A 15689-nucleotide genomic window follows, 5' to 3' on the forward strand; every position below is an offset into this window, starting at 1 on the left:
AAACCTGAACTTAATACTTCCCAACGACGTTACGAGCACAGTAGCCATTTAAACGACAGCTTTCGCTGCAGGTATTTCTTTTGCTTCCAACATCCCTTCAGACACAATGATCTGAATAATCTCATCCAAGCCTTGGGCTTTTTTGAGATTCGAAAAGATAAACGGACGATCACCTCGTTGAATCTTGGCATCGTGCGCCATCACATCCAAAGACGCACCAACCAAAGGCGCTAAGTCCGTTTTATTAATAATCAACAAATCCGATTTCGTAATACCAGGACCGCCTTTACGAGGAATCTTGTCACCTGCAGAAACGTCAATAACATAAATGGTAAAATCGGATAACTCTGGGCTAAAGGTCGCACTCAAGTTGTCGCCACCACTTTCCACAAACACCACATCCAATTCGCCATGACGCTCTAGCAATTGATCAATCGCCGCCAAGTTCATTGATGCATCTTCACGAATCGCCGTGTGCGGACAACCACCTGTCTCCACTCCCAAGATACGGTCCGCATCCAAGGCTTCATGCTGGGTTAAGAACTTCGCATCTTCTTGGGTATAAATATCATTGGTCACCACGGCAATGTTGTAATAGTCACGCATCGCGCTACATAAAGAACGCAGCAACGCGGTTTTACCTGATCCTACTGGACCACCCACACCAATTCGTAAGGTTTGTTTTTTCATACTAGGTTCCTTTTAAAAATAAATTCGAAATCTTATGGTTAGACCAATCACTTGTAGGTCGGCATTTATGCCGACAAAAACTCGCCACAACAAATCACGCCTTGTCGGGCTAAAGCCGCGACCTACAAAACTAATTCCTCATTATGGTAGATAAGGCTAAGTTGACCGATTCGCCTAAGACCGAAATAGCCGTGAGTATTGTGTTTCATGCTGAGCACTGGCTATGGCAATGGCCGGTAGGCCTGCGCCAACACGGTCTTCTTCAATGGTTAATGACATGGCAATGGCGTGTCGAATGTCTGTCTGTAATTCACCTAACAATTCTTGTGCTTGGGTTTGCCCAAGGGGAACCAGCTTGGTAGCGGCGGCAATTTGGTTTTCCAACCAAGACCAAGCAAAGCCGAGTGAAGCAAGATCTATTTTCACCCCCCAATAATTGGCTGCAATAGCAAATAAGGTGACAAAGCTCATCTCGTCTAAACGCTTAAACGGCGTATCGATTTGCAGGCTGCCCATTAGACGAAACAAGGCTTCACCCATCGCAGTATCATTCAGTCGCAGCTCTTTGGTTTCTCGGCAGGCCAGTACTAAATCATTCAGTTCAAATAATCTTTCTGTGTCTTGCCGCTTAGCGGCATCCATACATAACCGCAGCACAGGTAAATCCACACGTGCTACCGACTGTTGCAACTGCAAGCTAATCCAGTCAGACACCTCAGCTTTGTTTTTTACCCAGCCTTGATCAATGGCGTATTCCATGCCTTGAGAAAAAGCAAAGCCGCCCACAGGCAAACCGACGCTGCTTAACTGCAAAAGCCGCAGCAAGCTAATATCAGTGGTATCAATGTTAGTGGTGACTGTGCCCATGACTATAAGCTCCAGATTCTGGGACAAAAACGCCCTCTTCATGGGTAACGATCAAGCCAAGCATGTGCAACATGTCTTCTAAAACGTGGTCAGGTTTGATGCGTAGCCAGCGTTCGCCAATTTGAATTTTGGTGTGACGATTGCCCAAGTGGTAGCAGGCTTTGGAGAAGGCTTCCCAATCTTCACAGCTAGCATGAGCGACGTCTTCTACTGCGCCAGTCACTTGAACTATCCTTCCGCATTCGGACTTTAAAAATTCACCGACTAACAGCGGCTTACCACGCTCAAGAAAAACTCGAACCTCTTCGTCATTGTCACCTATAAGTTTCAATCTACCACGATCACGCTGTTCATGGGTTAGCGTCACTGTGGTGTGGACTGGATCGTGACAATGGGTGCCTAACCTTTCGTAAATATCTAGCATATGCTGTTCCTAAAAAAACGCCCCTAAAAGAGAGTATAAAGCTGAGCCAAGGGCAATACTTCAGCTGGCTCACAGGTTAATAATTCCCCATCCGCTCGCACTTCATAGGTTTGCGGATCAACGGTAATGTTCGGCAACCAATCGTTGTGAATCATATCGAGCTTGGAAATATTGCGAGTGTTTTTACAGGCCACCAAGGTACGATCTAAACCAAGGGATTCTTTCAAGCCATTGTTCAATGCTGCCTGTGAAACAAAGGTCACAGACGTCGCTGCAGCAGCTTTGCCGAATGAACCAAACATAGGACGATAGTGCACTGGCTGTGGCGTCGGAATTGAGGCATTTGGGTCACCCATTGGCGCGCTGGCAATCATGCCGCCTTTAATAATCATCGAAGGTTTTACAGCAAAAAAGGCTGGCTTCCATAAGACTAAATCCGCCATTTTTCCCAGCTCAATCGATCCGACTTCATGGCTAATACCATGAGCAATGGCAGGGTTGATGGTGTACTTGGCAATATAGCGACGAGCCCGAAAGTTATCCGCGCCCAATTCTTGATCTTCTGCCAACAAACCAAACTGCTGCTTCATTTTGTGGGCGGTTTGCCATGTACGCGTCACCACTTCACCAACGCGTCCCATGGCTTGGGAATCAGACGAAATCATACTGAAAGCACCACGATCATGAAGAATGTCTTCCGCTGCAATGGTTTCTTTGCGAATACGTGAATCTGCAAACGCCACATCTTCTGCAATATTGCTGTCCAGATGGTGACACACCATCAGCATGTCTAAATGCTCATCGACCGTGTTGTGAGTATAAGGGCGCGTTGGATTAGTTGAGGATGGCAAGACATTCGGATTGGAACAGGCTTGAATAATATCAGGGGCATGACCGCCACCTGCGCCTTCGGTGTGATAAGTGTGAATCACTCGATCTTTAAAGGCATCAATGGTGCTGTCGACGAAGCCAGATTCGTTCAAGGTGTCAGTGTGAATCGCCACTTGCACGTCGTAGGCTTCAGCGACACTCAAACAGCAATCAATCGACGCTGGCGTGGTGCCCCAATCTTCGTGCAGTTTCAGTCCACAAGCACCTGCTTCCAGTTGTTCTTCTAAAGCTTCTGGCAAACTGGCGTTGCCTTTGCCCAAAAAGCCCAAGTTCATCGGCATGCTGTCCGTGGCTTGTAACATCTTGCCAAGATACCAAGGCCCAGGCGTACAAGTCGTTGCTTTAGTTCCCGTTGCAGGCCCTGTGCCGCCGCCAATCATGGTGGTGACGCCAGAGGTTAAGGCTTCTTCAATTTGTTGCGGACAAATAAAATGAATGTGTGCATCAATGCCACCGGCAGTCAAAATAGAGCCTTCACCAGCGATGACTTCCGTTCCCGGCCCAACCACAATATCGACGTTATCTTGCACGTCTGGGTTGCCGGCTTTACCGACTTTAAAAATGCGACCGTCTTTGATGCCAACATCGCCTTTTACTATGCCCCAATGATCTAACACCAAGGCATTGGTAATCACTAAATCCACAGCCACGTCGTTGGTCACTTGGCTTTGTCCCATGCCGTCGCGGATAACCTTGCCGCCGCCGAATTTCACTTCGTCGCCATAGACAGTAAAATCTTTTTCCACCTGAATCCAGATATCGGTATCGCCTAAACGCACACGGTCGCCCGTAGTCGGACCGAACATCTGCGCGTAACTTTGTCTGTCCATCGTCGCCATTATTCTGCTCCTACCAATGTGCCCATGACGTCGCCACGGAAGCCATAAATAGTTTTCGTGCCAGCGTATTCGACCAGCTCTACTTCACGGCCTTGGCCGGGTTCAAATCGCACTGCGGTACCAGAAGCAATATTCAAGCGAAAGCCCTTAGTCACTGCACGATCAAAAGACAAAGCGGGATTCACTTCAAAAAAATGATAATGGGAGCCAATTTGTACAGGACGATCACCGGTATTTTCGACGCGAATTTTCACCGTTTTACGGCCCACATTGAGCTCAATATCGCCAGCGGCTACCTGTATTTCACCTGGAATCATGATGTTTTCCTTTTAAAAAAAAGAACCTGACACACACTTTTAATGACGTAACGAGTAGTCATTAATTAATTGGATTGTGAACGGTAACTAGCTTGGTCCCATCTGGGAACGTCGCTTCCACCTGCACTTCATGGACCAACTCAACCACACCGTCCATTACTTGTTCCGCACTCAATAAGGTTTTGCCATAGGCCATTAATTCCGCCACGGTTTTACCATCGCGAGCGCCTTCGATAATTTCCATAGTGATGTACGCCATGGCTTCGGGATAATTCAATTTAAGGCCGCGATTCAAACGTCGTTCGGCTAGTAAGGCAGCGGTAAATACCAACAGCTTGTCTTTTTCTCTTGGGAGGAGTTCCATTTTTATGCTCCGTTACTTATCTTTATGATTGTTTTCGTTGAACCAAAAAAGAGCGTACGCACCTTTTTAGGTCAACCAAATTCTCGGTTCATTGGATTTTTTGTTGATTAATACCGGGCGAATATCTCGCCAACACTGAATAAATAGCTGTTTTACTTGTTCCGAATCATCGTGAAGACTGCGAACTAAGATGTATTCACCTACAAGACTCACGCCACTTAATGACCCATGTTGGTTACAGTGCTGGCGTAGGGAGTCGATCAGTTCGTCATGATTGACTGAATTAGAAGGTTCCTTTAAATCAAACGGCCCTGCGATCATCAAACCATTAATTGGCTTACCATCTAATCCCGCTTTGGCCGAAAAAACAGCACGGCTACTATCATCAATAACCAATCGTTCACGCATCTTAAGACGACCGTTCTGACGAATCTGAAAGCCTTGTTCTGCGTGGCCTTCGCCAAAATCTTCTTGGTTGGCTGGCAAACCAAAACAGGTAATTTCCCAGCCTATGAACTTGGCGTTATCCGCAAGCTCGATACGGTTTTCAAGGCGTGTGTGGGCATTAGGATACAAAATGGTTTCTTGTGGCAACCATTCCATTAAGCTGTTTTCAGCGACGTTTAACTGGGTAATTTGATGCTGTAAGGTTTTGTCTTTACGAGCACGATAAACACGACCTGCCCCAGGCGTGGTGATTAAAACGTGTGTATTTTGAGATAAGTTTGCTGTAATCGTGAGGCGATCCCCCGAAACCAAACCGCCCGGTGGATGCAATAAATAGACGTGTGCCGTATCTCGACCCTCAGGGTAAAAAGGCTTTTGCACATACAAAGGCCCTTTATGGTCACAGGTTTTCAACACGGTTCCGCGAGTGGTCTTATCAAAACCCAACGTCAGAAACGCATGCCACTGCGAAGCACCAACTTCGGGCAACATGGACGTTTCTATCAGCGGCTTTTGTTCAAATTTTTCTGCTAAAGCAAGATTATGTTTATTATTCATTGATGCCCTATAGCGTTTTTTTGCGTATCGCCTAATCGCTAGATAATGCAAAAACTAGACCGCTAAATACTGCTTAATCAAAGTATCGTTAAGGTTCTCCATTTTATCCGCCGCTACAATGCGTCCCTTTTCCATCAAACGAAACTCTTTACCCACACGACGAGCGAAGCCAAGCTTTTGCTCTACCAATATGACGGTCAAACCTTCTTCTGCATTGAGCTTTAAGATCACATCGCCAATTTGCTTAACAATGTTGGGCTGAATGCCTTCGTTTGGCTCGTCTAAGATCAAGACTTTTGGCTCTAATACCAAGGCGCGACCTATCGCCAGTTGCTGTTGCTGACCGCCAGACAAATCGCCACCACGACGATGTAGCATGTCTTTCAATACAGGAAAAAGCTCAAAGATTTTCTCAGGGATTTCTTTTGGATTATCGTTTAGAGTGCCTTTGGTGCGCTTACTTCGCACTGGCAAACCAATGCGCAGATTTTCTTCCACCGTGAGCATGGGGAAAATGTCTCGACCTTGGGGAACGTAACCAATACCTGAGTAAGCGCGCTTCTCTGCGCTTTGCTTGTTTAGGGTTTCGCCTTCCATAGTGATCTCGCCACTTTTAATCGGCAGTAACCCCATGATGGCTTTTAGCAAGGTGGTTTTGCCCACACCGTTGCGGCCCATGATGCAAGTTATCGAACCGGGGACTATGTCTAAATCCAAGCCCCAAAGAATCTGTGTGCCGCCGTAAAGTTGATCAACCTTGTTAATGGATATCATGCCTGTTCTCCTGCCGCAGCCTCTTCACCAAGGTACACTTCAATCACGTCTTTATTACTTTGAATCTGGTCCATTGTGCCTTCGGCCAACACTGAGCCTTGATGCAAAACGGTGACTGTGCGAGCAATACTGCGCACAAATTCCATATCGTGTTCGACCACAATCACAGTTCGCTCTCCAGCCAGAGAGGTTAGTAGCTCCGCCGTGCGTTCTGTCTCTTGTGCTGTCATGCCAGCTACAGGCTCATCGATCAACAAAAGTCTTGGCTCTGCCACCAACAACATACCGATTTCTAACCATTGTTTTTGACCATGAGACAAGGCACCCGCCAACATGAATCTATGCTTAGCTAAACCAATGGTTTTTAATACTTCATCAATGCGGTCGATTTGTGTCGGTGTTAAACGCGAGAACAAGGTCGGCAAGACACGCTTGTCAGTCTTAAGAGACAACTCCAAATTATCGAACACAGTTTGTTCTTCAAACACGGTTGGCTTTTGGAATTTACGACCAATACCAAGCTGAGCAATTTCCGCTTCGTCTTTATTTAATAAGTTGTGATTCTGCCCAAAGAAAACCGTGCCAGAATCACACTGGGTTTTACCCGTAATCACATCCATCAAAGTGGTTTTACCCGCTCCATTGGCACCGATCAAACAGCGTAATTCGCCATCGTTAATATAAAGATTAAGATTGTTTAGCGCTTTGAAGCCGTCGAAGCTCAAATTCAAATCTTCCACGTACAGAATCATCTGATTACCGACATTTACCTCGGCCTGCGCTGGAGCCAAAAATGGCCAAACCTGATCACGACGGAAGAGTTCACGGGTGCTATCTAACGTACTCATGCTTGTGACTCCTTATTCATCACTGTATTTCGCTTAGCCTTTAGCTGCCCATAAAGCCCCATCAAACCTTTTGGCAAATACAAAGTAACCAACACAAACATAGCACCTAAGGCGAACAACCAAGCATCGGGCATGATGGCAGTAAAACGAGTTTTCGCGTAGTTCACTAACAAGGCCCCAATCACCGCGCCAATCAAGGTGCCACGACCACCTACCGCTACCCAAATCACCATCTCGATCGAGTTAATCGGGGAGAATTCACCTGGGTTAATAATGCCCACTTGCGGTACATACAAAGCGCCAGCAATGCCAGCGATGACAGCGGAATAAACAAACAACCACACTTTGTATCTATCAGTACGATAGCCGATAAAACGTGAACGGGATTCTGAATCACGAATCGCCAACACCACCTTGCCAAGACGAGAAGACAAAATCTTTTGGCTTACAACAAACACCACAGCCAGCAAGATAGCCGTGATCAAGAACAAGGCAACTCGCGTGCTGTCGGCCTGTAAACTGAAGCCAAGAATTTCTTTAAAATCGGTCAGGCCATTGTTGCCACCAAAGCCCATTTCGTTACGGAAGAACGCCAACAGCAAGGCATAGGTTAAGGCTTGCGTCATGATGGAAAGATAAACGCCCGTTACACGAGAACGGAACGCTAACCAACCAAACACAAAGGCCAACAAACCAGGCACTAGCACTGCCATTAACATGGCGAACCAGAACTGATCCATGCCCAGCCAAAACCAAGGCAATTCTTTCCAGTCTAAAAACACCATAAAGTCAGGCAACAAAGGATTACCGTAAACCCCGCGATCACCAATTTGACGCATCAAATACATGCCCATCGCGTAACCGCCCAAGGCGAAAAATGCCCCGTGACCTAAACTCAAAATACCGCAATAACCCCAGATAATGTCCACTGCTAGCGCCAGCATGGCGTAGCATAAATACTTGCCCAATAAGGTGATGGTGTAAGTACTGACATAAAAAACTGAGTCAGCGGGTAACAATAGATTCGCCGCCGAGGCCAAAATAGTCACACTCAATAAAATCACCACAAATGGCAGAGTGTGTTTGCCCGTCGAGCGTCCTTCAGAAAACCAAGCTGTAAGACGTTTCATTCTGCCGCCCTCCCTTTTTGTGGAAAGAGTCCCTTAGGACGTTTTTGAATAAAGAGAATAATAAACACCAACACCAGAATAGCCGCGAGAACTGCCCCCGTGGTTGGCTCAAGAAATTTCGTCGCGATACCCAATGTAAAGGCCGCTACCAAGGTGCCAAGCAAGTTGCCCACGCCACCGAACACCACCACCATGAAGGAATCGATAATGTAAGATTGACCCAAGTTTGGTCCAACATTGGTCAGCTGACTTAACGCCACACCAGCAATACCTGCGATACCAGACCCCAAACCAAAGGTCATCGCATCGACCCAATTGGTTTTTACACCCATGGCTTTTGCCATATTGCGATTTTGCGAGACTGCACGAACGTTTAGCCCCAGAGAGGTTTTCTTCAATACAATCACCAAGACGATGAACACCAACAAGGCAAAGGCTAAAATATACAAACGGTTTAGCGTTAAAGATAAAACGGGGTTAATTTCCCAAGAGCCACTCATCCAGCTAGGCGTGGATACTTGACGGTTAAGCGGTGAGAAAATCGTCCGTACCAATTGCTGCAAGATCAAACTAATACCAAAAGTGGCCAGCAAGGTTTCCAATGGGCGGCCATGCAAACGACAAATAACTAAGCGCTCTATCAATACGCCCATCAAGCCAGATACTAAAAAGGCAGCTGGAATCGCTACCCAAATCGAGTAATCGATGTAATTCGGCATGATCAGCTGCACCACATAGGTGGTGTAAGCACCCAACATGATCATTTCGCCATGGGCCATATTGATAACGCCCATCACACCAAAAGTAATCGCTAAGCCAATAGATGCCAGCAACAATACCGAGCCAAGGCTCAAACCAAAAAACAACTGATCGACAAAGGCAAAACGATTCACTCGTTGAGCGATTTTTTCTAACGCCACATTGGCAGCACTCACAACAGCGGCGCTGTCGTCGCGGGTAAGTCGAGTCAGCAGGTTTCGTACATCACTTTCTAAGCTTGTGGACATTTTTTCAATCGCCGCAATGCGATTAGAAGGTGCCAACCCCGTTTGTGATGCCGTATTCATAGCAAGCGCCAATCCCATGGCTTCTTTAACTTTTTTGTTCGGCTCATTCGGGTAAAGGCCTTCTAAAACCTCGACCGTGTCGTCATCTAATTTAGACAAGAGCTCTCTAACCGCACTTTCACGCACACCAGGCGACTTCGCAGTGAGTTGAATTCGGGCCATGGCATTGCGTAAATAGCCACGTAATTTATTGTTTACTCGAATTTTATCCACATCTCCTTTCTGAAGATCCGTTCGAGTTTGTTGAGTAAATACATCTTTATAAACAGTTTCACCATTCACATCGGACTGACCAACAACCTGACCTTCCGCTTCGATGTAATACAAATTGCCCTCTAATAAAGTACGGAAAAGGGGCAAAACACTGTCGTCAGATGCGGCCTCAATTCTGACCAGAATCGGCTCTACTTCTTTCATTTTGGCTTCACCCAACTCGACTAAAAGAGGGTCCAAAGACGTCGACTCCGCGCCATAGCTGGGAAAGGATAAAAGCCCAAAAAGACAGCAGCAAAGTGCGATGCAATGTTTCACGGTGATACGTCTCAAGGTCATACTCCATGTATCGGAAGGTTTTTAAATCAGAACTCGATTTGAAGAGAAAAATGACTCTCTGAATAGACAAGCTATTCAGCCGCTATACAGAGAGTCGAGGTTACCCCTGGGGATGGGTCAAATTAATAATTCTGACCAGAACACGACTTGGTTTTGGTGTTGTAGTTACCGCACTTAATCGGCGCCGTCCAATCTGAAATCAGATCTTTAGAACCTGGTAAGAAGTCAGACCACGCATCACCCGCCACCACGCCATCGGTTTCCCAAACCACTTCAAACTGACCATTGTCTTGGATCTCGCCAATTAGCACAGGTTTGCTCAAGTGATGGTTTTTGTTCATTACCGCAACACCACCGGTTAGATTTGGCGTTGTTTGACCGATCATGGCTTGCTCAACCGCATCAACATCTGTTGTGCCCGCTTTCGTTACTGCGTTCGCCCACATTTTGAAACCGATATAAGTCGCTTCCATTGGGTCATTGGTTACACGATCAGAGTTTTTAGTGTAGGCATGCCACGCTTTAATAAAGGCTTCGTTTTCTGGTGTTTCAACACTTTGGAAATAGTTCCAAGCCGCCAAATGACCAACCAATGGTTTTGTATCTAAACCAGAAAGCTCTTCTTCACCAACAGAGAAAGCCACAACAGGAATGTCTTCAGATGAAATACCTTGATTACCCAATTCTTTGTAGAAAGGTACATTTGCGTCACCATTGATAGTAGACACCACGGCAGTTTTCATACCTTCGCTACCGAATTTACTGATGTCAGAGACAATAGACTGCCAATCAGAATGACCAAATGGCGTGTAGTTGATCATAATGTCTTTTGCTGCAACACCTTTGGCTTTTAGGTACGCCTCAAGAATTTTGTTGGTGGTACGAGGGTAAACGTAATCTGTTCCAGCGAGCACAAAGCGCTCTACGCCAAGATCGTTCATCAAATAATCCACCGCAGGAATCGCCTGTTGGTTTGGCGCAGCCCCTGTGTAGAACACGTTTTTAGACGACTCTTCGCCTTCGTACTGAACTGGGTAGAACATTAAACCGTTCAACTCTTCCAATACTGGCAATACCGATTTACGAGAAACCGATGTCCAACTACCAAAAATCACATCCACTTTGTCTTTGGTTAATAACTCGCGACCTTTTTCTGCAAACAATGGCCAGTTTGATGCTGGGTCAACCACCACAGCTTCGATCTTCTTACCTAACAAACCACCCTTTTTGTTTTGCTCATCCACCATCATCAAGACAGTGTCTTTTAGCGTGGTTTCAGAAATCGCCATGGTGCCAGACAAGGAGTGCAACACACCGACCTTGATTGTGTCTGCTGCTAGCGAAGGAAGCGCAATAAGCGTTGCACCAGAGAGCACAATCGCAGAAGTAAGCGTTTTGATTTTCATAGTTGGAGCCGTCCTATTGTGATTTATAATATTTTTGAGTCTTCAGGTAAGGTTTTTAGAAAACCTCAAATCTGTAGAGCCAGTATTAAAAAATCACTGGAAGAAAGGTATGCGCGAAATGACTTACAGGGATACGTCATTTGACGTATAGGGCAATACGAATGCCTTTTCTGAAAAGGGGTTAATCTCTTGAACTGCCCAGCTTCCAAGGCTCAAGAGCGGACATTATCTGTCCCTATGCAAGTAATTAATCGCTTGTACTCGCAATCAAAATTCGAAGTAATCGTTTGAATTGAAAAAAAAGCAACCGACCTGCTGATACAAGAACCTAGCTACCCTTAAACTCAGAATTAAATTCTAAAAAAAATCATAATTTGCATAATTATTATGCTCAATGACTAAGCTTCAGTATGGGCGACACGAAATAAACTAAAGGTGCGAATGATTTTTTGAAAAAAGAATAAAGGTAATGAGAGAGTTAGAAGTATCGCATGAAGAGATTTTCCGCTGCGTCCATGCAGCACAATTCATCCTGATAAGAGACAGAGCCTCCATCCTAGAGGCATGAGCGAGTCCAATCACTCTCTGTCTGCAAAATAACTTAGCGAAAATAAGCCGCTTCTGCAAGAAAAGTATTTGTATAATTCACTAAATCATAGAGAAATGTTTGAAAGAGACTAAATAATTAACAGCACTACTTCTCTTAAATATTCTTTCTCATGAGTTTTTATCCATTCTGCAAATCTCAAATAAAATCATGTATACACCTATTCTATCCCTCTTTTAGTATGCTCATCTCAGCGGGATGACCATAGGTGACGGCGAGCACCTGAGACGAATAAAGAGCCTAAGTATTGGATCCACACCAATACGTTTAGGTACGAAACAAGCGTAAGCAAATGAAATAACAAGATGACATTCCTGCAAACGAAAAAAGCTCTGATAGCATTAGCTATCAGAGCTTTCTTAATTTAAAGCTTGATGATTTTTATCCCCTTGCGGGATACTTATCCCACATGCTTATACTACCATCGGCGATGGCGAGCGCCCGCGGCTTGCAAAGAGTCACTTCTGAGTTCGGGATGGGAGAAGGTGGTTCAGTCTCTTCGCATTCAAGTTTTCTCCAGACGAAAAAAAGCCCTGACAGCATAGCTATCAGGGCCTTCTTAATGTAAAGCTTGACGACGACCTACTCTCACATGGGATCTCCCACACTACCATCGGCGATGGCGCTTTTCACTTCTGAGTTCGGGATGGGATCAGGTGGTTCAACGCCTCTATGATCGTCAAGCAATTCGTTTTGCGTATTGTTTTGAGCTATGCGTTTATTGCATTGTCTTTCGACTTGTCTCAAAACACGCGAATACGTGCTTGGATCTTTAACAATTCATTTTGAAATAACGTGTATCAAGCGATAAACCAGCTTATTCAATATCGTATATGTGTCTTTGTCATTTTGATGATCTTGAGCTTTCACTCTTCTCATCCAAAACCACTTTGGTGTTATATGGTCAAGCCTCACGAGCAATTAGTATTGGTTAGCTCAATGCCTCACAGCACTTACACACCCAACCTATCAACGTCCTAGTCTCGAACGGCTCTTTAGGGGACTTATGTCCCAGTGAGATCTTATCTTAAGGGAGGCTTCCCGCTTAGATGCTTTCAGCGGTTATCCCGTCCGAACATAGCTACCCGGCAATGCCACTGGCGTGACAACCGGAACACCAGAGGTTCGTCCACTCCGGTCCTCTCGTACTAGGAGCAGCTCCTCTCAAATCTCAAACGTCCACGGCAGATAGGGACCGAACTGTCTCACGACGTTCTAAACCCAGCTCGCGTACCACTTTAAATGGCGAACAGCCATACCCTTGGGACCGGCTTCAGCCCCAGGATGTGATGAGCCGACATCGAGGTGCCAAACACCGCCGTCGATGTGAACTCTTGGGCGGTATCAGCCTGTTATCCCCGGAGTACCTTTTATCCGTTGAGCGATGGCCCTTCCATACAGAACCACCGGATCACTAAGACCTACTTTCGTACCTGCTCGACGTGTCTGTCTCGCAGTTAAGCGTGCTTTTGCCTTTACACTCTATGCATGATTTCCGACCATGCTGAGCACACCTTCGTGCTCCTCCGTTACTCTTTGGGAGGAGACCGCCCCAGTCAAACTACCCACCACACAGTGTCCTCGATCCCGATAAGGGACCTGAGTTAGAACCTCAAACATACCAGGGTGGTATTTCAAGAGTGGCTCCATGCAAACTGGCGTCTGCACTTCAAAGCCTCCCACCTATCCTACACAAGTAGGTTCAAAGTTCACTGTGAAGCTATAGTAAAGGTTCACGGGGTCTTTCCGTCTAGCCGCGGATACACAGCATCTTCACTGCGATTTCAATTTCACTGAGTCTCGGGTGGAGACAGTGTGGCCATCGTTACGCCATTCGTGCAGGTCGGAACTTACCCGACAAGGAATTTCGCTACCTTAGGACCGTTATAGTTACGGCCGCCGTTTACTTGGGCTTCGATCAAGAGCTTCGCTTGCGCTAACCCCATCAATTAACCTTCAAGCACCGGGCAGGCGTCACACCCTATACGTCCACTTTCGTGTTTGCAGAGTGCTGTGTTTTTAATAAACAGTCGCAGCCACCTGGTATCTTCGACCGACTAGTGCTTACGGAGCAAGTCCTTCACACCGGCCGGCGTACCTTCTCCCGAAGTTACGGTACCATTTTGCCTAGTTCCTTCACCCGAGTTCTCTCAAGCGCCTTGGTATTCTCTACCTGACCACCTGTGTCGGTTTGGGGTACGGTCAATGTATATCTGAAGCTTAGAAGTTTTTCCTGGAAGCATGGCATCAACCACTTCGCCCAAAAGAGGGCTCGTCATCAGTTCTCGGCATTCTCTCTAAAAGAGTGACCCGGATTTGCCTAAGTCACTTGCCTACCGCCTTAAACACAGACAACCATCGCTGTGCTGGCCTAGCCTTCTCCGTCTCTCCATCGCAATATACATCGGTACAGGAATATTAACCTGTTTTCCATCGACTACGCATTTCTGCCTCGCCTTAGGGGCCGACTCACCCTGCCCTGATTAACATGGGACAGGAAACCTTGGTCTTCCGGCGGGGGAGTTTTTCACTCCCCTTATCGTTACTCATGTCAACATTCGCACTTCTGATACCTCCAGCCTGCCTTACAGCTTGACCTTCAACGGCTTACAGAACGCTCCTCTACCATGCCTAATAAATTAAGCATCCGTAGCTTCGGTGTACAGTTTGAGCCCCGTTATATCTTCCGCGCAGGCCGACTCGACTAGTGAGCTATTACGCTTTCTTTAAAGGATGGCTGCTTCTAAGCCAACCTCCTAGCTGTCTAAGCCTTCCCACATCGTTTCCCACTTAACTGTAACTTTGGGACCTTAGCTGACGGTCTGGGTTGTTTCCCTTTCCACGACGGACGTTAGCACCCGCCGTGTGTCTCCCGTAATTGCACTCATTGGTATTCGGAGTTTGCATGGGGTTGGTAAGTCGGGATGACCCCCTAGCCCAAACAGTGCTCTACCCCCAATGGTGAGATACGAGGCGCTACCTAAATAGCTTTCGAGGAGAACCAGCTATCTCCGAGCTTGATTAGCCTTTCACTCCTATCCACAAGTCATCCCCAGCCTTTTCAACGGATGTGGGTTCGGTCCTCCAGTTGATGTTACTCAACCTTCAACCTGCTCATGGATAGATCGCCCGGTTTCGGGTCTATTCCCAGCAACTAAACGCCCTATTAAGACTCGGTTTCCCTACGGCTCCACTATGTGCTTAACCTTGCTACTGAAAATAAGTCGTTGACCCATTATACAAAAGGTACGCAGTCACGGAACAAGTCCGCTCCCACTGCTTGTACGTACACGGTTTCAGGATCTATTTCACTCCCCTCACAGGGGTTCTTTTCGCCTTTCCCTCACGGTACTGGTTCACTATCGGTCAGTCAGGAGTATTTAGCCTTGGAGGATGGTCCCCCCATATTCAGACAGGATAACACGTGTCCCGTCCTACTCGTTTTCATGATTAAGGTGTTTTCGTATACGGGGCTATCACCCTCTATCGCGGCACTTTCCAGAGCCTTCTACTAACACCAAAACCACTTAAGGGCTAATCCCCTTTCGCTCGCCGCTACTTAGGGAATCTCGGTTGATTTCTTTTCCTCCGGGTACTTAGATGTTTCAGTTCCCCGGGTTCGCCTCCACACAGCTATGTATTCACTGTGGGATACTCTACAAGTAGAGTGGGTTTCCCCATTCGGACATGTTCGGATCAAAGTCTGTTTATCGACTCCCCGAACCTTTTCGCAGATTACCACGTCCTTCATCGCCTCTGACTGCCAAGGCATCCACCGTGCACGCTTGGTCACTTGACCATATAACCCAAAATAGTTTCGGATCACATACCAAAGAGCTTTTGTGTCTCTCTGGATTTACGATAATAGAAGTCACTAGGTTAAAGTGAACTTCCACCGGTTTAACGCT

12 protein-coding genes and 2 rRNA genes are annotated in these 15689 nt (G+C 46.5%); all 14 read right to left on the reverse strand.

Annotated features, from left to right (window positions below):
• Positions 1–48: 48 nt before the first annotated feature.
• The 14 genes from ureG to KDW99_RS16895 all read right to left on the reverse strand — a co-directional run bounded on the left by ureG (position 49) and on the right by KDW99_RS16895 (position 15580).
• On the reverse strand, positions 49–690 hold the full coding sequence (gene ureG / locus KDW99_RS16830; protein WP_205113570.1) for an urease accessory protein UreG: 642 nt from the start codon (positions 688–690) through the stop codon (positions 49–51).
• A 174-nt stretch (positions 691–864) separates the two neighbouring features.
• Positions 865–1557: an urease accessory protein UreF gene (locus KDW99_RS16835; RefSeq protein ID WP_205116822.1), complete on the reverse strand. Its 693-nt coding sequence runs from the start codon at positions 1555–1557 to the stop codon at positions 865–867.
• Entirely contained in the window at positions 1538–1981 is a 444-nt protein-coding gene (locus KDW99_RS16840) for an urease accessory protein UreE (protein WP_114412360.1), read from the reverse strand. Before KDW99_RS16840 ends, KDW99_RS16835 begins: the two co-directional genes overlap by 20 nt.
• 23 nt (positions 1982–2004) lie before the next feature.
• Entirely contained in the window at positions 2005–3711 is a 1707-nt protein-coding gene (ureC, locus tag KDW99_RS16845; RefSeq protein WP_255826331.1) for an urease subunit alpha, read from the reverse strand.
• Entirely contained in the window at positions 3711–4028 is a 318-nt protein-coding gene (locus KDW99_RS16850; RefSeq protein ID WP_255826332.1) for an urease subunit beta, read from the reverse strand. Before KDW99_RS16850 ends, ureC begins: the two co-directional genes overlap by 1 nt.
• A gap of 61 nt (positions 4029–4089) precedes the next feature.
• Positions 4090–4392, reverse strand: coding sequence for an urease subunit gamma (locus KDW99_RS16855; protein WP_255826333.1), 303 nt, complete (start codon positions 4390–4392; stop codon positions 4090–4092).
• A gap of 66 nt (positions 4393–4458) precedes the next feature.
• Positions 4459–5397: an urease accessory protein UreD gene (locus KDW99_RS16860; protein WP_255826334.1), complete on the reverse strand. Its 939-nt coding sequence runs from the start codon at positions 5395–5397 to the stop codon at positions 4459–4461.
• A 54-nt stretch (positions 5398–5451) separates the two neighbouring features.
• Complete coding sequence (gene urtE, locus KDW99_RS16865) at positions 5452–6171, reverse strand: urea ABC transporter ATP-binding subunit UrtE (RefSeq protein WP_255826335.1); 720 nt, start codon at positions 6169–6171, stop codon at positions 5452–5454.
• Entirely contained in the window at positions 6168–7019 is an 852-nt protein-coding gene (gene urtD / locus KDW99_RS16870) for an urea ABC transporter ATP-binding protein UrtD (RefSeq protein WP_114412366.1), read from the reverse strand. The genes urtE and urtD overlap by 4 nt, the downstream gene beginning before the upstream one ends.
• Positions 7016–8149, reverse strand: coding sequence for an urea ABC transporter permease subunit UrtC (gene urtC / locus KDW99_RS16875; RefSeq protein WP_255826337.1), 1134 nt, complete (start codon positions 8147–8149; stop codon positions 7016–7018). The genes urtD and urtC overlap by 4 nt, the downstream gene beginning before the upstream one ends.
• On the reverse strand, positions 8146–9768 hold the full coding sequence (gene urtB / locus KDW99_RS16880) for an urea ABC transporter permease subunit UrtB (protein WP_255826338.1): 1623 nt from the start codon (positions 9766–9768) through the stop codon (positions 8146–8148). Before urtB ends, urtC begins: the two co-directional genes overlap by 4 nt.
• A gap of 122 nt (positions 9769–9890) precedes the next feature.
• A complete protein-coding gene (gene urtA / locus KDW99_RS16885) occupies positions 9891–11174 on the reverse strand; it encodes an urea ABC transporter substrate-binding protein (protein ID WP_205113563.1) in 1284 nt (427 codons plus the stop codon).
• 1176 nt (positions 11175–12350) lie between these two features.
• Positions 12351–12465, reverse strand: a 5S ribosomal RNA gene (rrf, locus tag KDW99_RS16890).
• A 216-nt stretch (positions 12466–12681) separates the two neighbouring features.
• Positions 12682–15580, reverse strand: a 23S ribosomal RNA gene (locus KDW99_RS16895).
• Positions 15581–15689: the final 109 nt, after the last annotated feature.

Origin of the sequence: Marinomonas rhizomae (genome assembly GCF_024397855.1) — a bacterium.
In the GTDB taxonomy this organism is placed as follows: domain Bacteria; phylum Pseudomonadota; class Gammaproteobacteria; order Pseudomonadales; family Marinomonadaceae; genus Marinomonas; species Marinomonas rhizomae_A.